The 20,608-nt window shown below is 35.4% G+C and carries 16 protein-coding genes and 3 pseudogenes; 2 read left to right on the forward strand and 17 right to left on the reverse strand.

The genetic code is table 11. The annotated features are described in order from the left end of the window. Window positions 1-185: 185 nt before the first annotated feature. The 8 genes and pseudogenes from ascB to MVE64_RS09470 form a co-directional block, all read right to left on the reverse strand. Window positions 186-1,606 (reverse strand): annotated as a pseudogene (gene ascB, locus MVE64_RS09440) (6-phospho-beta-glucosidase). 70 nt (window positions 1,607-1,676) lie between these two features. After that, the gene (locus MVE64_RS09445) at window positions 1,677-3,602 is read right to left on the reverse strand and encodes a beta-glucoside-specific PTS transporter subunit IIABC (RefSeq protein ID WP_247345882.1); all 1,926 of its coding nucleotides are present in this window, start codon (window positions 3,600-3,602) and stop codon (window positions 1,677-1,679) included. Window positions 3,603-3,874: 272 nt separating this feature from the next. After that, complete coding sequence (locus MVE64_RS09450) at window positions 3,875-4,519, reverse strand: histidine phosphatase family protein (RefSeq protein WP_247345885.1); 645 nt, start codon at window positions 4,517-4,519, stop codon at window positions 3,875-3,877. Window positions 4,520-4,786: 267 nt separating this feature from the next. Beyond that, entirely contained in the window at window positions 4,787-6,586 is a 1,800-nt protein-coding gene (locus MVE64_RS09455) for an ATP-binding protein (protein ID WP_247345888.1), read from the reverse strand. A gap of 189 nt (window positions 6,587-6,775) precedes the next feature. After that, window positions 6,776-7,108 carry a LytR/AlgR family response regulator transcription factor gene (locus tag MVE64_RS28115; RefSeq protein ID WP_425594008.1) on the reverse strand — a complete coding sequence of 111 codons (333 nt, stop codon included), beginning with the start codon at window positions 7,106-7,108 and terminating at the stop codon, window positions 6,776-6,778. Next, entirely contained in the window at window positions 7,090-7,506 is a 417-nt protein-coding gene (locus MVE64_RS09460) for a LytR/AlgR family response regulator transcription factor (RefSeq protein ID WP_247345891.1), read from the reverse strand. The genes MVE64_RS28115 and MVE64_RS09460 overlap by 19 nt, the downstream gene beginning before the upstream one ends. A gap of 147 nt (window positions 7,507-7,653) precedes the next feature. Further along, the gene (gene sda, locus MVE64_RS09465; protein ID WP_247345893.1) at window positions 7,654-7,824 is read right to left on the reverse strand and encodes a sporulation histidine kinase inhibitor Sda; all 171 of its coding nucleotides are present in this window, start codon (window positions 7,822-7,824) and stop codon (window positions 7,654-7,656) included. 291 nt (window positions 7,825-8,115) lie between these two features. Then, window positions 8,116-9,002 (reverse strand): annotated as a pseudogene (locus MVE64_RS09470) (AraC family transcriptional regulator). A 114-nt stretch (window positions 9,003-9,116) separates the two neighbouring features. On the opposite strand from MVE64_RS09470, the pseudogene MVE64_RS09475 reads away from it, so the two are divergent. After that, a pseudogene (locus tag MVE64_RS09475) lies at window positions 9,117-10,054 on the forward strand (EamA family transporter). 18 nt (window positions 10,055-10,072) lie between these two features. On the opposite strand, the gene MVE64_RS09480 reads toward MVE64_RS09475, so the two are convergent. From MVE64_RS09480 to MVE64_RS09510, 7 genes are all read right to left on the reverse strand, one after another. Further along, window positions 10,073-10,936, reverse strand: coding sequence for a CPBP family intramembrane glutamic endopeptidase (locus MVE64_RS09480; protein WP_247345896.1), 864 nt, complete (start codon window positions 10,934-10,936; stop codon window positions 10,073-10,075). A 173-nt stretch (window positions 10,937-11,109) separates the two neighbouring features. Then, window positions 11,110-12,027, reverse strand: a complete 918-nt coding sequence (locus MVE64_RS09485) for an aldo/keto reductase (RefSeq protein WP_247345898.1) — start codon at window positions 12,025-12,027, stop codon at window positions 11,110-11,112. A 203-nt stretch (window positions 12,028-12,230) separates the two neighbouring features. Next, complete coding sequence (locus tag MVE64_RS09490; protein WP_247345901.1) at window positions 12,231-13,073, reverse strand: aldo/keto reductase; 843 nt, start codon at window positions 13,071-13,073, stop codon at window positions 12,231-12,233. Between the two features lie 134 nt (window positions 13,074-13,207). Next, window positions 13,208-13,981 carry a PHP domain-containing protein gene (locus MVE64_RS09495; protein ID WP_247345904.1) on the reverse strand — a complete coding sequence of 258 codons (774 nt, stop codon included), beginning with the start codon at window positions 13,979-13,981 and terminating at the stop codon, window positions 13,208-13,210. Between the two features lie 11 nt (window positions 13,982-13,992). Next, window positions 13,993-14,814: an energy-coupling factor transporter transmembrane component T family protein gene (locus tag MVE64_RS09500; protein WP_247345906.1), complete on the reverse strand. Its 822-nt coding sequence runs from the start codon at window positions 14,812-14,814 to the stop codon at window positions 13,993-13,995. After that, on the reverse strand, window positions 14,774-16,513 hold the full coding sequence (locus tag MVE64_RS09505) for an ABC transporter ATP-binding protein (protein WP_247345907.1): 1,740 nt from the start codon (window positions 16,511-16,513) through the stop codon (window positions 14,774-14,776). Before MVE64_RS09505 ends, MVE64_RS09500 begins: the two co-directional genes overlap by 41 nt. Beyond that, complete coding sequence (locus tag MVE64_RS09510) at window positions 16,510-17,394, reverse strand: DUF8171 family membrane protein (RefSeq protein WP_247345909.1); 885 nt, start codon at window positions 17,392-17,394, stop codon at window positions 16,510-16,512. The genes MVE64_RS09505 and MVE64_RS09510 overlap by 4 nt, the downstream gene beginning before the upstream one ends. A gap of 198 nt (window positions 17,395-17,592) precedes the next feature. Here MVE64_RS09510 and MVE64_RS09515 point away from each other — a divergent pair, with 198 nt between their 5' ends. Next, on the forward strand, window positions 17,593-18,426 hold the full coding sequence (locus tag MVE64_RS09515; protein ID WP_247345911.1) for a MurR/RpiR family transcriptional regulator: 834 nt from the start codon (window positions 17,593-17,595) through the stop codon (window positions 18,424-18,426). A 47-nt stretch (window positions 18,427-18,473) separates the two neighbouring features. On the opposite strand, the gene MVE64_RS09520 is transcribed toward MVE64_RS09515, so the two are convergent. Together MVE64_RS09520 and MVE64_RS09525 are read right to left on the reverse strand one after the other, a co-directional pair. Continuing rightward, complete coding sequence (locus tag MVE64_RS09520) at window positions 18,474-19,127, reverse strand: 2OG-Fe(II) oxygenase (protein ID WP_379053076.1); 654 nt, start codon at window positions 19,125-19,127, stop codon at window positions 18,474-18,476. Window positions 19,128-19,334: 207 nt separating this feature from the next. Then, window positions 19,335-20,048: a 2OG-Fe(II) oxygenase gene (locus tag MVE64_RS09525; RefSeq protein WP_247345917.1), complete on the reverse strand. Its 714-nt coding sequence runs from the start codon at window positions 20,046-20,048 to the stop codon at window positions 19,335-19,337. Between the last annotated feature and the right edge of the window lie 560 nt (window positions 20,049-20,608).

Raw genomic sequence — 20,608 nt, forward strand, 5'->3', positions numbered from 1 at the left:
CTCTACTTTACCGTATTATAAGTTATACCATTCTCCATGACTACTTCTAAAGATTATAGGAGAAACCCTGTACTAATAGAAGGAAAGCTGTTGTCAGCTTTCCCCTTATATCATGATGACCCGAAAGTATTCTCCATTAGTCTATCACATGCTTGAACCATCTTTTCTTTTGAAAATGCAACTTTTTATATTGATTCACCATTAGTCTCAATTACTTTTTTATACCAATCAAAACTTTTCTTCTTAGTTCGTTGTAGAGTACCATTTCCTTCATTATCTTTGTCAACATAAATGTAGCCATAGCGCTTTTTCATTTCTCCAGTCGAAGCACTAACAATATCGATTGGCCCCCAGCTTGTATAACCAAGAATCTCAACGCCATCTTCAATCGCTTCACTCATTTCAGCAACGTGCTTTTTTAAGTATTCAATACGGTAGTCATCATGAACTTCACCGCCTGCTGTTAATTCATCAATAGCCCCTAAACCATTTTCAACAACAAATAATGGTTTTTGATAGCGGTCATATAATTGATTTGCAGTGATACGGAACCCTCTAGGATCGATCGTCCAGCCCCACTCAGATTTTTCTAAGTATGGATTTTCAATTGATCCAAACACATTCCCAGATGTCATATTATTAACTTCTGGATCTGTACTAGTAGCACGGCTCGCATAATAACTAAAGCCAATATAATCAACGGTATGGTTTTTTAGAAGCTCTTCATCTCCATCTTCCATTTCGACCGTTATGTTATGATCTTTGAAAAATCTCTTTGCATACCCTGGATATGCTCCACGTGATTGAACATCAATGAAAAAGAACGATTCACGGTCTTTCTCCATCGCATCCCATACATCCTCAGGGTTACATGTATATGGATAGGTCATACCAGCAGCAAGCATACAGCCAATCATTGCACCTGGACTGATTTCGTGACATGCTTTTACAGCAAGCGCACTAGCAACTAATTGATGATGAGCAGCTTGGTATTTTATTTGTTCTTTATTGTCTCCTTCTTTGAAAACAAGTCCAGCACCTACAAAGGGTAAATGCAATAACATATTAATTTCATTAAATGTCATCCAGTATTTTACCTTGTCTTTATAACGTTTAAATAAAGTTGTCGCATAAGTTTCAAATAAAGAAACAAGCTTACGATTTTTCCAGCTTCCATAGTTCTCAACCAAGTTAACAGGTACATCAAAATGAGCAATGGTTACAACAGGCTCAATATTATATTTCAATAGTTCATCGAAAAGATCATCATAAAACTTTAACCCTGCTTCATTAGGTAGCTTATCATCACCATTTGGGAAGATTCTAGCCCATGAAATGGAAACACGTAGAGCTTTAAATCCCATCTCTGCAAAAAGTGCTATATCTTCTTTATAACGGTGATAAAAATCAATTGCCGTATGTGATGGGTAAAATTCACCTTCAAGTGGTTGGAAAGAAGGCAAATCACCTAGACAGATATCCCAACGCTTTTTACCAGTCGGTAACAGGTCAACTGTTGTTAATCCTTTCCCCCCTCTAAATAAGCACCTTCAGCCTGGTTTGCAGCAATTGCTCCACCCCATAGAAATCCCTTTGGAAACGCCATATATAAAACTCCCTTTCATGAAAAATCAAGGAGAGAAAGCCGCAAGGGACTAACTACTCCTTATTACTAGTTAATTTATTGTAAAAACACAGTCACCAGTTTTCACTTGTTTCTCTGGTGTTAAGTTTAGGGTAAACTCTTTATGATTCGTTACAACAACAGGTGTTGTTAATGGTTTTCCTGCTTCCTTAATCTTATCCATCTCAAACTCTATTAATAATTGACCTTTTTCTACGCGATCACCTTGAGAAACATGAGCTGTAAAGTACCTTCCTTCTAATTGCACAGTATCCATCCCAATATGAATTAGAATATCTACACCCGATTCAGTCGTAATGCCAACTGCATGATTAGTTGGGAACAAAGCTGTCACGATACCAGAAGCAGGAGCAAGTAATTTCCCCTCACTTGGCTCAATTGCAATTCCGTTGCCAAGAGCACCTGATGCGAATGCTTCATCTTTTACATCTGATAGATCTATCACTTCACCAGAAAGTGGACTATGAATTTGTACTTGTTGTGTGTTTTTCTTTACTGAATTCTTTGTAATAGTTACTGCAGCTTCTGTTTTAGCAGTTTCTGTTTCAGTTGATTGTTCTTTGCCAATCCCACCAAACATTAATGTTAAAATAAATGCTGCGACAAAACCTACTACAATTGCAATTAGTGCACCCCATAGATCCATTCCAAGTCCTTCAGGGCTGATATATGATGGAATTCCAAACACTCCAAGACCACCAATAATATAACCTTTAACATTCGTAAGTCCTATGATCGCTCCACCAATTCCTCCACCGATACAGCTAATAATAAATGGTTTCTTTAACGGAAGTGTAACCCCGTAAATAGCGGCTTCAGTTACTCCAAAGATACCTGAAATAAACGCTGGAATACTTAACGTTTTTAACTTTTGATTTTTTGTTTTTACCATAATTGCTAGTACTGCACCAATTTGCGCAAATGATGCCGCGAAAACTAACGCTAAGATTGTATCAAAGCCCATCGTTGCAACGTTGTTAATTGCAATTGGTACTAATCCCCAGTGAAGACCGAAAATAACGATTACCTGCCATAATCCTCCAAGAATGATACCTGCAATAACAGGACTTAAGTTATAAAGGAATAACGTTCCTTGACCTAATAAATTAGATGCCCATGTCGCTACTGGACCGATAAGTAAGAATGTAACTGGTACAACGATTAATAATGTTAATAAAGGCACTACAAACAATTTAATTACATCAGGTATAACTGATTTAAGCCATTTTTCAACTTTAGCTGCAAAATAAGTAGCTAAAATAATTGGAATAACAGATGATGAGTAAGACATTAAAATAACTGGAATTCCTAAAAAGGTTATGAAGATTGGTGATTCAAATATTGTTCCAGCAAACACGGTGTAAAGTGGTTCTCCTGCCGTTAATCCGGATAATGTTGGATAAACCAACGCAGAACCTATCGCCATTCCTATAAACGGAGTTCCACCAAATTTCTTAATTGCTGTATATCCTAAGAAAATTGGTAAGAAATAAAAGAGTGCATCACCAGTTGCATTTAATATTTGATATGTCCCAGACGTATTGGTTAACCAGCCAAGTGCTACAAATAAAGCGTTAAAACCTTTGATCATCCCTGATGCTGCTAACACACCTAGAACTGGAGTAAAAATACTTGAAACAATATCGATAAAGCGACTTAACATAGAGCCTTTAGGACCTTCTTCTTTTTCTTCAACAGGTGATTGTCCTTGAAATCCACCTTCCGCCACAACTGCTTTGTAAACATCCGGTACATGATTCCCAATAACCACTTGATATTGCCCACCGCTTTTCATAACAGTTACAACATCATCCATATTTTTTAGTACTTCTGTATTTGCCTTTGATTCATCTTTTAATTTAAAACGTAATCTAGTAATACAATGCACGACACTGGAAACGTTTTCTTTTCCGCCGACATTTGAGAGTATATCTTTAGCCAACTGCTCGTATTTCATGAGCTGTCCCTTCTTTCATCTTAATTTTAGACAAATAAAAAACCTGAGCCGAATAGCACACAAATATCGCGAATATTGTGTCACTATTCAGTCCAGGTTATGCCCACTTAAGGTAACATTCCTATAACGGAATATGTGTTATTTATTTGTTATATGTAATTTATCATGGGTATAGATTAATGTCAACGCTTTCTTTTATTATTTTTTCTAGTTTAATAGACTTTGGAACTAAATATAAAAAAAGAGATCTCACATGACCTCCTTTTCTTAAATCAACTATTCGCTTTTAATAGCTCACTACCCTTTTCTCTGAAGCTTGTATCACCAATTTTTTCAACTTGCGGCTTACCTGATGGATAACTTACAACCGAAACACTGCAATTTTCATGTACTGTGAATTCTTTGCTGTTTGTTACCTGGATGATATAGTTACCAATTGTTACACCATGAGAAAAAATCAAAATGTTTCCACCTTCTGAAGCATGATTTTCAACAATTTCATTAATTGCTTGTTCAGTTCTCGCAAATAACTGTGCGTAAGTTTCGCCTTCAGGAGCACAAGCATTAACATCAAGGCTGAATAATTTTTCGAGGGCATCTCCATAAAGATTGGGAATTTCATCTTCTAATAAAGCTTCTAACACTCCAAAATTCATTTCCTTTAATCGTGCATCAGGGTTTAAAGGTATGTCACGATCACCGATGGCATATTTAGCTGTGTCGAGTACTCTCTGACTGTCACTTGCATAGGCTGCAATAAATTCAATATCAGATAAGCCCTTTCCTACTGATTTAGCTTGTAAAATTCCTTTTTCAGTAAGTGGTGAATCGCAGAAACCTTGCATTCTTCGTTCCACATTATATTGAGTTTCTCCGTGGCGGACAAAATAAAGAGTTAGTTTGTTTTCTGTTGCCATTTATGAACACATCCTTTTTTTCAGTCTCGGTCTACGAAAGGTTTTACCCTAATAATGACATTATGACCATTATAATCCTCTTCTAATGGTGTCACAATGAAAACATACTTTATTCTTACTTACCCTTGAAACAAGAAAAAAGCATAACCTTAGTGGCTATGCCCTTTTCAACATTAAAACTATTTAACCACACTCTCTCGGTTATAGACGATATACTTAATCGTACTCTCCAGTACATTGCGGATTTCATCTAAGTGAATTGGCTTTTTAATATAAGCAAAGCAGTACCTCTTCAGAAGCTTGTTTTATCGTTGATTCCATTGCATCCGCACTAACTGCTATAACAGGAATGTCTTTTGTTACAGGATTTGATTTAATATGTTTTAATGCTTCGAACCCATTCATATCTGGCAAAGCGATGTCTAGTAAAACAATATCAGGCATTAGTTCTATAACTTGCTTTATTCCTTCTTTTCCAGAAGTTACACACTGTAAATCAATGGTTTGAATAATACGGAGCATGGATCTCATTACATCGATATTATCCGTGTTATCTTCAATATATAGAACCCTCAAAGGTTGGCTTAAAGGAAACAATTGCTCCTCATCTATATTTTGCATAATGCCTTCAGATTGTTTATTCAGCTTTTTAAAGGAAACCCAGAAAGTTGAGCCTTTTCCTTTTTCCGTTGTCACACCGTAGTTTCCGTTCATTCTCTTCGTTAGCTGTGAAACAATCGCTAGTCCTATACCGGTACCCTTCCAGTTATTCATTGTACTTTTACTTCTATAAAAAGGCTCATAAATAAGATCCAGATCTTCATGCTCGATTCCAATTCCACTGTCCTTGACGTTAATTTTTACTTCTTCGCTTTCTTTTTCATAATCACAATAAATATGAACGGTTCCATTTGTTCTGTTATACTTCATAGCATTATCTAATAAATTAGTCATAATTTGATTCAAACGCACTGGATCTGCTTCTATGAAAAGTTCTGATGGAACACCGTCGAATTGGATATTAATATCAGACGTATTTGTTTCAAGAATAGATCCTACACAATCTTCTAGAAAAGATTTGACTTGTATTTCCTCTTTATGAATATTGACTCTTCCTGTATCAATAGCCGTAAAATCTAATATTTCCTCAATCAAATTCAATAATTGTTCAGAGGCATTATAGATTTTGGATATTTTTTGATTCAGATCCGAAGAATTTTTGTTCATTAATAATATTTGTGAGTAACCTTGAATCGTATTAAGAGGAGTTCGCAAATCATGACTCATTTGTGATAAGAAGACAGTTTTTGCAAGATTTGCTTTCTCTGCATTTAATTTTTCTAGTTCAAGAAACTTTTCACGCTCCAGTTGACGGGCATTTCCAACTAACAGTTCTTCATTTTTCTTCTTTAAAGAATTATTTTCTTTTTCTAAAATTTGTACCCTTTCTCTTTCTAAAGCTGGAAATGATATATATTTTTTATGATAAAAAGGTGATTTTTCAATTACCTCATCCAACATGACATACTCATGAATTTTTAATAACTCATTTTGAAAAAAAGCAGGTGTAATATAGGCATTATAAGCACAAACAGAAATCGTATTTCTCCCCTGTAATAGTCGATCGACCTTACTCTCATATTTCCTTATCTCACTTATTTGCGAATCATCCGCTAAAATTTGTCCCCAAGTTCGGGTTCTATTACCTTTTTCAAAGTTTGTTTGCAAAATTTCCTCTAGCTGCTGAAAGTTCTCATCTGCCTCAAACCCTTTTTCTGAAAGATAAAAATCTTCAATTGTCATAAAAAATATTAAGCTAATTTCCTCGTTTGAATATCCATTACTTACTAACAGATCAGTTATATAGGTATAAACACTCAATTTATCTAAAAGCAAGATTTTCTCCTGATATTGTATGCCTTGACTAACAAATTGATAAACAAGATCCAGGTACCTTTTCTCATCATTAAACATATATAAAATGTGGGCACCTTGTCCCTCTAGTTTATTTGTGAATTCTTTCAAAAAAGGCATGCTTCCCCACCTAGATGTTTTTCTTTCTTTCATTTGCCATCCCCCGTCCTAATATAGTTACTATGTTAATCAAACTTTTTTTATTATAGAAGAAAATATCATTGGAAATCGTTCAAAATTTTAACACTGTTAAGTTCTGAAAAGCTCCAAAGGAACATTTGGAAACCTCCTAGTTTCATAAGAAAACATAAAAAAACTCTAAGTATCTCCTTATGGAGTAATTTAGAGTTTTTCGGCTTCAAAGGAAAGTGCATGATATAAATTGTTTTTCTGTAGTTTAGATACATGGGCATAATGAGGATAGTTTCGAAAGTGAACAAAATGTGTATCACCTTCAAATGTGATATGTGATACATAATTTAAATTTACAATAAATGACCGGTGCGTTCTAAAAAATTCATGATTCAACTTTTGTAAAATCGTATCTAACGACTCGTTTGTTTCATACTTCTGATCCACTGTATGAATAATGGTCTTACGACTATCTTTTTCTATTAAAACGATTCTAGAAAAATGGATGAAATGTGAGGTCCGGTCTACTGTAATCGGTAAAATTTGTTTTTTTCTACCTTTTGATTTGCAAGCAGTACATTTTTAGCTCTTTCTAGTGCGATGTATAACCGCTCTTTTTTAATAGGTTTTATCACATAGTCAACAGCATGTAGATCAAAAGCACTTACAGCATATTGATCAAAAGCTGTAATAAAAACAAATTGTAATTCTGGGGAGATTTTAAGACATGATGAAATGGCATCGATACCATTTAACTTTGGCATATGAATATCAGCAATAATAAGGTCAGGCTTTTTATTGCTGTTTATATCTAACAAACTTTCGCCATCTTTTGCAATCCCAACAATTTCAAAGCTATTCAGTGGCTCTAAAAAGGCACTTATAATTTGTTGGGAATCAATATCATCTTCTGCAATGACTACTTGAATTTTGGGATTCATATTATGACCTCCTTTTCAATCGGTTGATCATCTACTTTAAACTGAATCTCCTATTTATATTGTAACATGATAAAATTGCTTACTAAGTAGGAAATATTACCAACTTCATGAATAAACAAGATGGTCAATCAACACTATTTGTAGCTATTACGTATTACTTGCTTTAAATACTGATGTAGATATGATCCTACTTTCTGCCTTTTCAAGATCCCTTCGATTAATTTCTTCATTTAACATCATGATAAAATTTTGATCTAATTCATAAAAAACAGCATCCTCATAGGCATCTAGTAGTTGATTATAACTCAATTGTCGCATTGTTAAAGTCTCCTTTAAACAGAAATTCATAGTATGCTTATTCTCTATTTTACTATTATTAAACATCCATACTTTTCATGAAGACTGTGTAGAAACAAGAGAATCGGCAGACCAACCAACTAATTATCACTTTCAGGATGAATAATCGGCATTTCACTAAAAATCTACAAATTAAGACATACACTTAGAGGGTGATATCAAGCGAATAAACACCATCAAATAGTTGATGTCTCTACTATGTATGTATGTTTTACTTTCTTACTTTCAAGGTAGGATAGAAAGAGTAATCCCTTACCCTTTTTCCTTTAGCTTATTTTTTTTATAAGCCAACGGAGTCATGTTCGTTGTTTTTCGAAATTTATCAATGAAATAGCTTGTGCTGTTAAAGCCTAATTGATAGGCAATTTCTGTTACGTTTAACTCAGTTTGCTGAAGTAAGATCAAACTATTTTGAATGCGATAATCATTAACATAGCTTAATGGTGTTGTTTTTAAGGTTCGTTTAAAGTAACGGCAGCATTCCGAACGACTTAATTGACCTGCCTTAGCGATATCATCTAATGTTAATTTTTCAGCAAAGTGAGAATGAACATAGTTTAGCATTTCCTTCATACGTTTATTTTTTTGAACCTCTACCTGGTCATACTCCAATTTGAAACCGTTAACGATGAGGTTTTTCCAAAGAGAAGTTAAGGAAATGGAAATCTCCATCTCATAGTAAGGTGCTTTTTGATTTATCAATTGATGAATGGTTAAAATGGCGTTTAAAATAGTTGCCCCCCACACCTCATCAGAATTTAATAGTAAATATGGTAAATTGGTTGCTCGTAGATAAGGTGAGACATAGGTTGCATAGAGCTCCTGTGGTAAAAGAAAATGTGGTGAAACATTCAAGCAAAGATAAACACATCCTGAATGATTCTTATCTTCCGCCATATGCAAGCATTCACTATTTATAAATAGCCCTCTCCCATTCTCACACTTACACTTTCTTCATTTATTTGAAAAGTCGCCTCACCTTTTACAATAAAAACAAATTGAAGTTCTTCATGCCAGTGAAGAGGAATGTAGCCATTAATATTTTTGTTAATTGTTGTTTCATAGCACGCTATGGGTAGCTCAACCGTTCGATGTTTCGTCAGTTCTTTTAAACGTTGATCTATTTCAAAATTTTTAATCTGCATACACCATCACCTCAATATTGTGATACTTTTTGATTCAATTTAAGTATATTTCAGTTATTTTTGAGCTTATTATTACACTATTATTATATTTTGAGGTGGTCAATACAAATGAACTCATCTTCTAGAAAAGTTGGATATTTGCTTGTGATAACAGGAGCGATCTTTTGGGGTGTTGGAGGTACGGTAGCACAAAAGCTTTTTCAACAATATGCCGTCAATGTTAACTGGCTAGTCACTACACGATTGCTTATTGCTGGTATGTTACTTTTATCTGTTCAATACTTTCGTAAAGATCGGTCACAAATACTAGGAGTGTGGAAAACAAAAAAAACAGCCATACAACTATTAATTTTTGGGATACTCGGTATGTTAGCCGTTCAATACACATACATGGCGTCTATTAAATATGGAAATGCAGCAGTTGCCACACTCCTACAATATTTAGCACCAGTTATGATCATTATCTATTACATTTTGCGAAAACAAACTGCACTAACAAGACAGGACACAATGACTGTATTTCTTGCTTTATTAGGCTCATTTTTCTTATTAACAAATGGATCTTTTTCTCAATTGTCTGTCCCACCACTTGCTGTTATTTGGGGAATCCTATCTGGTGTAGCCTGGCATTTTATACATTATATGCTGTTCCCCTGCTCAAGAAATTTGATACATTAGTCATTGTAGGTTGGGGTATGATCATAGGTGGTTTAGCATTAAGTATGATCCACCCACCATGGAAAATTGAACTAGGAACTTTACCAGTTGAGGCCTATCTTTACTTTCTTTTCGTCATAATCTTTGGCACAATGTTTGCCTTTTGGTTTTATATTGAAAGCTTACAAAGTTTATCTCCAAAAGAAACAAGTCTTTTAAGCAGCGTAGAACCACTTGCAGCTGTAATCACCACAGTCATTTGGCTAAAAGAACCATTTGGGTCTCTTCAATGGATTGGTGCTTTTAGTATTATCGGTATGATCTTGTTATTAGCGCTGGGAAAAAAGAATTCTGCCGCTGTTGAGGTTGAAGAAGTGAAGGTTGGTTAGTGGGCTGGGGAGTGCCTGTCACTCCCCGAATTTTGTCTGACGAATATGAGTTAATGAAGACTCGACCCTTCTATTAAAAATCAGTTTCACTACCAGCATAGCGGTTATTAGGATAGGAATACAAAGTAAGCTGGATTCAAACCCAAATCCTGATCCGTTCCAAATGGTTTTGTTTACATATGTGATTTCATATAAGGAAGCAACATCCTTTCCTCCATTTAAGAATCCCAAAACACCTGATTGAGTATAATTCATAAATAAATGAAGACCAATTGGTAGCCATAAGCTTCCTGAATAATGACGGGCAAGACCAAATAGTATCCCAGCAAGCATAATACTCGTTATTTCAATGATAATATGCACAACAGGCTTATCCAGACTGCTTGGATTTAATAGATGGATAAGACCGAACAAAACGGACGGAATAATAATTGCAGCCCAAGTGCTTGTTAGTTGTTTTATCATCCCAAATAAATAGCCTCTAAAAAATATTTCTTCTCCAACCGACACTACTATAAATAACAACAGCTGTGCTCCAATAACTGTCACTTCCCAGTTGTTTTTTTCAAATGAAACTGAGTTCATTCCAAGCATGATAAATGCTCCTATTGTTGGAATCAATATAGCAATAATGGAACCTGTTAATAGTGAAGAGAATGCTTTTTCATCCTTAAATCCTAGTGCCCACCCCTTTTTACGATCAAACCACAAATACATGATAAAAGCAGATAAAAGCAAACCAAGCTGAGTCCAGGCATAGCCAAGAGTTTCACTATCGGGAGTTAAAACATTCCCCAAAACTGTAAAAAACATGGTACCCGCAAGCATAAGAATAATTGCCAAAGTTAATTTCCCTAACATTTTTCCATAATGATGATCCATTTTCGATAACCTCCAGGATTTTCAATCTCCCTTAATGGTAATTCCATGTGGTCATACGAAACTAGTGAACACTGTCATCATTTTAGTCATAATAAAAATGTCCAAGTCATTAGAAAAAGCACCCTTCAGTCTATGAAGACTTTAGGATGCTTTCTTTTATAACTACATATTCATTAAGGAAGCACATTACCAGCTGCGCGGAAAATGCTATACCATTCTTCACGTGTAAGCTTGATTTCACTGGCTTTCACACAATCTTTTAATCGGCCTTCATTCATTGTACCGATAACAGGCTGCATTTGTGCTGGGTGACGTAATAACCATGCAATCGCAATCGTTGTATTGCTTACTTCATATTTTTTCGCAATTTCATCGATTTTTTGATTTAATTCCGGAAACTTTTCGTTTCCTAGGAATACTCCTTCAAAGAAACCATATTGAAATGGTGACCATGGTTGAATCGTAATATCATTCAATCTACAAAATTCAAGAACACTAGCATCTCTATTTACAGCTGCTTCATTTTCCATGTTCACATTAAAACCGTTGGATATCATCGTCGAGTTTGTAATACTTAATTGCAGTTGGTTCGCAACAATTGTTTGCTTAACCGACTTTTTAAGTAATTGAATCTGCATTGGATTTTGGTTGGAAACACCAAAGTGACGTACCTTTCCTGAGCTTTCAAGAGTATCGAAAGCCTCCGCTACTTCTTCTGGCTCCATCAAAGTATCTGGGCGATGAAGAAGCAAAACATCAAGGTAATCAGTTTTTAAGCGTCTTAAGATTCCATCAACCGATTCTAAAATATGTTCTTTAGAAAAATCGAACATTCCATTACGAATACCGCATTTTGATTGTAGGATAATTTTTTCACGAACATCATCGTTCATATGAATAGCATCAGCAAAGATTTCCTCACATTCTCCTCCACCATAAATATCGGCATGATCAAAGAAATTTGCGCCCAATTCCATGGCTGTTTGAACGAAATGCTCCGCCTCATTTTTTTCAAGTGAATTAATACGCATGCAGCCTACCGATACAACAGGCACATCTAATGTACTTTTTCCAAGTTTCATTGTCCTCATGAAGTGATATCCTCCTTTTTAAAAACTGCTTTATCATGTTGATTGTCTAATAAATTATGTAACCTTGGATATGTATCCTTACCGATTTTCCCACAATAGGATAGCGTTTACAAGGAAACAGTGTTTTCCTTGTGAATTTTTAGAGTCTAGTTAACAAAACCTGTATAGTACCCTTATAGAAGATGCAGCACTGCACTTACCTATTAAAACTCCTCATACACTGCAGGATCTTGATTATTAATTCTTCCATCAGGTTGAGTTAACTCTAAAATCATAGTCATTTCATCCTCATTCAGCGAAAAGTCAAAAATAGAGATATTCTCAAGTTGGCGTTCTTTAGATGCAGATTTAGGAATACTAACTGCCCCTAGCTGATAATGCCAGCGTAAAATAATTTGGGAAACCGATTTGTTATGATTATCAGCAATCTCTTTCAATGTAGGATGTTGTAACACGGCGTTAGCTCGTGCTAATGGGCTCCATGACTGAATTTGGACATTATTTTCTTCGTGCCATTTTCTAAGTTCACCTTGATTAAAAAACGGATGAAGTTCGATTTGATTGATGCTTGGCTTCTCCCCTGTTTCTTTTTCAAGACGTTCAATATGTTCCGGCAAAAAGTTACAAACACCAATCGAACGAATCAATCCTTGTTTTTTTGCATCAATTAATGCCTGCCATGCTTCTACATATAAATTTTGTTTTGGGTTGGGCCAATGTATTAAATATAAATCATAATAATCAAGATTGGCACGATATAACGACTCTTCAATCGTTGTAACAGCTTTTTCATATTGCTGATAGCGACCTGGAAGTTTAGATGTTATGCGTAATTCTCCTCTTGAAACTGAACTGCGTCTAACAGCTTCTCCAATCGTTCCTTCGTTTTCATAATTATAAGCAGAGTCAATCAGTCGATAGCCTAGGTCATCTATCGCAGTTTGGATAGACTTTACACCTTGATCTCCTTTAAGTTTATATGTTCCTAACCCGATTACAGGAAGGGTACTACCGTCATTAAGGGTTATATTCGGAATTGAAACCATACCTAATCACTCCTATTCATTAATAGTTTTAGGTTACCATAATTTTCAATACGACTCATAGTATTTGAATTTATTCCAATAATAAAAAAACCTTATCCAGCCTTTGGACAAGGTTCTCTACTATATGATTCTATTTATCCAGCAATCTCTTTTTCCTGCAACAACACCTGTTTTAGTAATTTCTTTACAACAGTTGCTGCTTTTACTTTTAAATACAGATCTTCTGATGTATGTATCTGATAGTCTCCAGCAATGATGCACTTCTTTAAGTCTCCAACCGTATTGCACTCCTTATTGAGTTCATTATAAACACTGCCGTATTGAAAATATTGATGTGTATCACTTCCACCTACCACCGGCAACCCTATTTCTTTAGCAAATGAATTCAGCTTAGAGATATATTCTTCCACTCCTTGTGCATAGAGATCTTTTCCATTAAGATCAAAAGCATCTAATCGGTGGAGCTGTTTTTTACTTAAATGATATAAAGGTGTGCTTTCTCGAAAAGGATGGGCACCGATTTTTAATACGGGATAACCATCTGCCAAATCCATGAGCTGATTAAAAGGAATAAAGTGCTCTTCTAATAGATGACCTTCTAAATGACTCCGAATTTCAATCACATCTTCACGATCACCAATCAGCAAGATGTGACCAGTTTCTTTAATATCTACTTCAATGCCTGGAAAAAGCTTGAATCCCTCCACATCATAATAGCCTTGTTGATAGGTATAGTGTTGATCTAGATAATCATAAATATCATAAAAACGAGTTGTATTAAAATGCTCTGTCATCGCAACTGCATTTAACCCGATAGCTTTCGCTTCCTTCATCATTTCTTTAAAATATTCCGGCATAAACATTGATTTTTTTGAAATTTTAACATGACTATGAAAATCGATTTTCATGTTATCCTCCTTTATTTAAACAGACTACTTATCATAAATAAACTCAAGATATACAAGGTTGTGAATGCAAGAAAGCTATAATCTAACACCCCAATCTTTAAATGTGCCAACTTTAACTTTTTTACCTCTGGACGGTTAAATGCATAAAAGCTTCCCTTTGTTTCAAGTGCCTCAACTGTTGTTCTTGCTCTTTTTGATGTGCTTAACAACAATGGATAAAACGACAATACCGCGATTTTTGAAAAATAAACAATGTAACGCCAATAAAGAAAACCATGTTTTTCTGGTGCTTTTCCTCGTAGGCGAAATGATAGAAACACATGATGATATTCTTCAAGTAAGCTTGGCAGCATTCGGTAACCATAGGCGATGCTAAAAGAAACTTGACCTGGGACACCAATTTTTAGTAAGCCATTACTTAATTTTTCCGGATCCATTGAGCAAAAAACAGTAATACTCGCTAAGGAAATAATCGATAGCTTTAAAGTCAAAAGAATTAATGGAAGAATCACATAACTATCCCCACCAAAAAACAAAGAAGCAATTAATAAGTATCCTCCTTGTCCTAATAGCCCTAAGCAAAGAATAAAGATGACTAGGGGTGTTACTTTTGACATAATTGTGGTGATAACCATAAAAATAAACATGCCTGCCAAAATTACTTTATTATGAACAAACCAAGGAGCGATTCCAAAAAACAAATACCAAATAAAGAGAGTTCTAGGATCCAGCTTCGCTAAAAATGTATTATTATTCGCGTAAGCTGTATTTAGCATTTCAATCTTTACCTGTTCAACTGAGAGTTTTTCTGATAATTTCCGAGCATATTCCATGTTCAAGCTCCTTCCTTTCAAAAACTTGAACAAAATCATCCACTGTATACGCTAGTGGTGATAGTTTCAACCTTCGACATAATTCTACGATTTGCGGAGGGACAAGGCCGGCTTGCTTAAGTAACTCACTATTAGAAAAGACAGATTCGCGGGTTCCATCATGAAGGATTTCCCCGTTATTTAGCACGATAATTCTATTTGCACATTCAGCTACTAGCTGCATATCATGCGTGGCAATCATTACTGCTCCAACCTGCTCTTTTAGTGAAGAAATTAGTTTTGTAATATGTTTCCGAGTAGCAATGTCCAAATTAGCTGTTGGTTCATCAAGTAGAATAATAGACGGATCCATAGCAACTCCAATCGCTAAAGATGCTCTTCTTTGTTGTCCTCCACTCATTAACCTGCTGTCTTTTTCTTGTAAATGTGTTAATTCAAATTGCTCTATCACTTTATCAACAACTTTGTCATAACCAGGAACCTTCCTAGCTTTTAAATAAAATTCCACATCTTTACGAACACTATCTTCAATAAACATTTCCTCTGGATTTTGATAGATATATGTCACAATGTCTGCCATTTTCTCAGGAGAAAATTTGCGTGTGTTTAACTCCTTTACAGTAACATCTCCTTGTTCTGGCTTTACAAGTCCGGTGATCAGCCTCATTAAGGAAGATTTCCCTGCCCCGTTATTACCAACTACTGCAACAATATCTCCGTGAAAGATTTCTAAGTTAAGATTAGTTAACACTGTCTTTTTTGTTCGATTGACCATTTTATATGAAAAACTTACATTTTTAAATTCTATCAACTTACCTTTTTTATTTGTCTTTTGAAAAGACTGCTCTAACCCTAAATCAGATTTTTGTGGAAAAGTGAAAAATTGAATAGCCTCTTCTATTCTTACAGGTAATTCCCTTTGCTCTGACTGAGCTAATTGATATGCTGCCTGTGTGACCTGTGGCGGATAAATTTGACTCTCCATCAAAAAATCAACATGTTGTAATGCTTCCTTTGTCTGCTTCTTCCAAACCACTTTTCCTGCGTCCATTAACACAACAGATTCACAGTAATCAGCAATAAATTCCGTATGATGTTCTATGACAATAATCGTTTTTCCATGTTCCTTATTTAACTTTCTTAAGATTTCATAAACCTCTTTTGCATGAAAAGGATCAAGCTGCGCAACAGGTTCATCGATGATTAAGATGTTTTGATCTAAGGACAGAGCACCGGCTAATGCTAAAAGATGCTTTTGCCCCCCACTTAACTGCCAAATATATTCAGCTTCTAATGAACTTAAACCTACTAAGTCAAGGGCACGCTTACCTCTTTCTTTATAATCGTGATAGCCAAAGTTAAGAGGTGCAAAGCAAGCTTCCTCCAATACACGTGGGCAAACAAGCTGATTTTCAAAATCCTGATAAACATATCCCACATCATGTGATAAATCAGCCACTTTATGTTCGGTCGTAAGCAACCCATTCACGAACACCTTGCCCTCAAAATCACCTACATAATAATGTGGAATTAAGCCATTTAACAATTTGCAAAGTGTTGATTTCCCACTACCATTACTCCCTATGATCGCGGTAAATTCTCCGCTATTAATAGATAAGGAAACATCCTTTAAAACTGGATGCTCCCCACCTGGGTATTGAAAGGTAACAGAATCAATCATAATTTGATTTTTTATCATGAAGGAATCCTCTCACTTTGATCCTCGTTTGAACGCTTGTTTTTATTTTTACTTCTCATAACAATAATTGTTATTGCTGCTACAATTGCGGCAACACCTATACTTACCCAGTTAAACCAATCACCAAAGGTTCCAACAAAATCAGCTTCCCATTCCAAGTTAAAGCCTGCTTCTGAAAGATATTCAAATAGAAAGGCCGAGCATGCCAGGAGGATGGAGATCGCAATCAATCTTGGTCCAACCAGTTCTTTCATAGAATATTTTGTTTTATTGTTTCTTGGTTTCATTCCTAATAGGGGCTCGATTTTCCCATATAATCTTGGTACTAAATATAAAGTCGGTAATAAAGCAAATAATATACCAGAGAAAAGCACATCATTTAAAAATGAAAACCCTTCAATAACAACAACACTCTCTGCTAAGCCGGGTACTGTTTCCAATTCTTCAATTCCAATCCAAACCTTAGCAATATCAACCGTGCAGCTAATAGCCTGATGTATGATTACACCCAGTATAGCTGCTGTACCCACTTGCACTTTATTTCTTGGATCATTTACCAAGGTACCAGCAATAAACATAGCTAAAGAGAATCCTATGAATTTTTCCAATTCTCCAAACCCGCCAAATTGCCCTAACATAATTTCACCAAAAATAACTTCACCCAACGATGCTCCTATCGCGGCATATAAAGGATGAAACAAAATACATAAAGTTAAAGGAATAAATGCAAAATACTCAATTGAAAATTCTACCGGTCCAACGTTTACAGAAGGGACAAGCTCCGTAATCATATTGGAAAGACCATATAGCGACATAGACAAAATAAAGACCATCATTTTTTGTGACTGTGTTAATACATATCGTTCTTTCATCTGACCCATTTTTTCCTACCTCCTTCTATTTGATTACCTTTATGTTAAGTTAGCAACTTTAACCAAATATGGTAGGAATGTAAAAGTGATGTAAAAAAATTAATATTTTCTAACAAAATGTAAAATTTCTTTCATTCAAGTGCGTTATCTCGGTAGATTGTGTTAAGATGTCCCCAGCCAGTCCTCAATGAAAGGAATAATGATATCGTGATCACTTTTAACTGGGATACAAAAATGATGTCTCCAAGTCAATATAAAATTGCTGATTATATACAAAAAAATACACAACTTGTCCTTTTATCAACGGAACAAGAAATTGCGAACGCTGTAAAAGTTAGTATTGCATCTGTTTCTCGTTTTTGGAGAATAGTAGGATATAAAAATTTCAAAGATTTTAAAACACAAATGAGTCTTCAACTTGAAGTATCACCTGCAGGAAAAATGAAAAATGTGATATCTAGAGTTGAAGGCCAAGAGCTACAACATCATACGTTAGATCGGGCCGTTACTCATTTATTCAAAACAATGGAGCAATTTACTGACCAGTCTTTTCAGCAAGCTGTTGATACACTTAAAGAGGCTTCAACAATTTATATACATGCACCTGGTCCTTCGCTAGGACTCGCAGAATTAATGGACTATCGCTTATCCCGTTTTGGTATGAACATACATACGATGAGGAAATATGGAAGTGAAATATTTGAAGATCTTATGCATATAACAAAAGAAGATGTTGTCGTGTTATTTGGCTTTATTCGGCTGCTGCCTGAAGCAAATGTTATTCTTGATTACAGCAAACAAGTTGGCTACAAAACAATTATTATTACAGATCAGCTCATATCTGAATTTTCCACTAAGGGGGACATTGCCCTTTTTGCAAGTAGAGGAGATTCAAGAGAGTTTCACTCAATGATTGCCCCGATGTTCATTGTAGAAAATATCATTATTTCTCTCGGAATGACAGATAAAGAAAATAACTTGTCACGACTTGAACAACTTAGTCAACTAAGAAAACGATATTCAGTTGAGTTGCCAAGATAATGCAAAAAAGCGCACTTATACAAAATGCGCTTTTTTATCTATTTAAATCATTCTTTCACTCGTTTCCTTCTCATCCATTGTGTTGCCGCCCATTTATCACCAACAATAACCGGAGCTCCACCGTGAAGAGTTAACTCATTTAATGTTTGATTATCATAAAAATATTCAAAGTACACAGCCATCCCTTTTTGAGGAGAAACTGAAAAATTCAGTTTAGGAAAGTATGTTTCTCCACCTTCCTCTACATCATTTAAGTACATAACAAGTGTGCTAATTCTAGGATTACTTACAGGCCTACTTGCTGAAGCAAAATAATCATAATGTTCCTTATATTCTTGGCCGATTTGATAGTTCAAAACTTGCAAGCCTTCTCCATGTTCATACGGAATGTTCATAATTTGAGAGACTCTTTTTTCAATTCTAGTTACAAGTTCATTTTCACCATCTTGAAAGAACATGCTGCTGCTAGTTCTTAGTTCATCCAATTCACGTGAATTTCCAATCTTTGAACGACGCATTCTATCTTTTGATAACCTAATTAGTTCATCACATTCTTCATCGCTTAAAACATTTCCTAAAACGGCGATTAGGGGTTCCTCTAATCGTGCAATGATCTTAATTTCCCGATCATCGGTCATTATTTTATTACCAATGTGATTAAAAATAGATTGTTCTTTAATCGTTAATTCATTAGCATCCATTGTCAACTTTCATCAACCTCTTATTATTAAATTTTTAAAAATTAGGTTTTGTTATGAGAACACGCCTTTGTTGAAATCACCAAATGAACTTAAACCTTTCATTCAAAGAAATGCAAAGATTGAATTAATTTTACACCTAGCATTTCAGCTTTTCTACTACTTTATTTTTACATCTTCAAAATGTTTTTCTTTACTAGTTTTAGGTGTTTACTTTGAATCATGAAAGATAATTCCTAGTCCAAAACGCTCTCCAGATGTTATAGTACTTACTCCGTGCCGAACTTTGTTTTTATAATATCCTTTCTTACCAAGAGCAGGCCTTTCATTCGTTGGGAAAATTAATGCACTACCTTGATCAAGTGTAATAACATGTCCTCTGCTTTGAGCACGTGGAATTTGTTCAACTAATAAAGATTCACCACCCGTATAATGTTCATCTCGTTGATTTAAGATAAAGACCACTTGAAACGGAAAGAAAACATCTCCATATAAATCCTGATGTAAGCAGTTAAATCCGCCTTCTTCATATTTTAAGATTAAAGGCGTTGGCCTCGTTTGTTCATGTTCCTCACATCTTTTTATAAAATCCTGCAACTCGGCTGGATATTGTTCTGGTTTTTTCAAGTATCCTAACCATCGATTTGCTGTTTTTGCTAGCTCAGGATAAAAAGATTCTCTTAAACTTTGGATCATATCAGGCAATGGATAGGTAAAATATTTATACTCACCACTCCCAAAGCGATATCTTTGCATATTAATAGTAGTTCTATATAATTCTTCCTCATGATAAAGTTGAATGAGCTGCTCACATTCGTCTTTTGTTAGTAGTTGTGAAACTTTAGCAAAGCCTTGATCATCTAATGCTTGTTGAATTGACTCCCAATTCAAGCTTTCAACCCGGGATTTTATGTTTTGGAACATTACAAACCTCCTTCAATTTAGCTTTTTTCTATAAATTTAATCTCTATTATTATGATCTGTCTCGATTCCCTCGCTATCGGGACTGAATTTGACTGATTGGCCTACTCCGTGTCTCGATTCTCCTACTCACTCTTTTTTCTGTCCCGATTCCCTCGCTATCGAGACAGAATTTGACTGATTGGCCTACTCCGTGTCTCGATTCCTCCACTATCGAGACTCGTTTCTCCTACTCCCCTTTTTTCTGTCTCGATTCACTCGCTATCGGGACTGAATTTGACTACTCAACCTTTTCCTTGTCTCAATTCCATCACTATCGAGACTGAATTTGACTGCTCAGCCTACTCCGTGTCCCAATTCCACCTCTATCGAGACTCGTTTCTCCTACTCTCTCTTTTTTCTGTCCCGATTCCATCACTATCGAGACTGAATTTGACTGCTCAGCCTACTCCGTGTCCCAATTCCACCTCTATCGAGACTCGTTTCTCCTACTCCCTCTTTTTTCTGTCTCGATTCCCTTGCTATCGGGACTGAATTTGACTACTCGGCCTACTCCGTGTGTC

It is taken from the genome of Metabacillus endolithicus (assembly GCF_023078335.1).
In the GTDB taxonomy this organism is placed as follows: Bacteria; Bacillota; Bacilli; order Bacillales; family Bacillaceae; genus Metabacillus; species Metabacillus endolithicus.

Coding starts and splice junctions, on each gene's coding strand:
- MVE64_RS09445 (WP_247345882.1), bottom strand. CDS start 3,602: ATGAAATACGAGCAGTTGGCTAAAGATATACTCTCAAATGTCGGCGGA.
- MVE64_RS09450 (WP_247345885.1), bottom strand. CDS start 4,519: ATGGCAACAGAAAACAAACTAACTCTTTATTTTGTCCGCCACGGAGAA.
- MVE64_RS09455 (WP_247345888.1), bottom strand. CDS start 6,586: ATGAAAGAAAGAAAAACATCTAGGTGGGGAAGCATGCCTTTTTTGAAA.
- MVE64_RS09460 (WP_247345891.1), bottom strand. CDS start 7,506: ATGAATCCCAAAATTCAAGTAGTCATTGCAGAAGATGATATTGATTCC.
- sda (WP_247345893.1), bottom strand. CDS start 7,824: ATGCGACAATTGAGTTATAATCAACTACTAGATGCCTATGAGGATGCT.
- MVE64_RS09480 (WP_247345896.1), bottom strand. CDS start 10,936: ATGGATCATCATTATGGAAAAATGTTAGGGAAATTAACTTTGGCAATT.
- MVE64_RS09485 (WP_247345898.1), bottom strand. CDS start 12,027: ATGAGGACAATGAAACTTGGAAAAAGTACATTAGATGTGCCTGTTGTA.
- MVE64_RS09490 (WP_247345901.1), bottom strand. CDS start 13,073: ATGGTTTCAATTCCGAATATAACCCTTAATGACGGTAGTACCCTTCCT.
- MVE64_RS09495 (WP_247345904.1), bottom strand. CDS start 13,981: ATGAAAATCGATTTTCATAGTCATGTTAAAATTTCAAAAAAATCAATG.
- MVE64_RS09500 (WP_247345906.1), bottom strand. CDS start 14,814: ATGGAATATGCTCGGAAATTATCAGAAAAACTCTCAGTTGAACAGGTA.
- MVE64_RS09505 (WP_247345907.1), bottom strand. CDS start 16,513: ATGATAAAAAATCAAATTATGATTGATTCTGTTACCTTTCAATACCCA.
- MVE64_RS09510 (WP_247345909.1), bottom strand. CDS start 17,394: ATGGGTCAGATGAAAGAACGATATGTATTAACACAGTCACAAAAAATG.
- MVE64_RS09520 (WP_379053076.1), bottom strand. CDS start 19,127: ATGGATGCTAATGAATTAACGATTAAAGAACAATCTATTTTTAATCAC.
- MVE64_RS09525 (WP_247345917.1), bottom strand. CDS start 20,048: ATGTTCCAAAACATAAAATCCCGGGTTGAAAGCTTGAATTGGGAGTCA.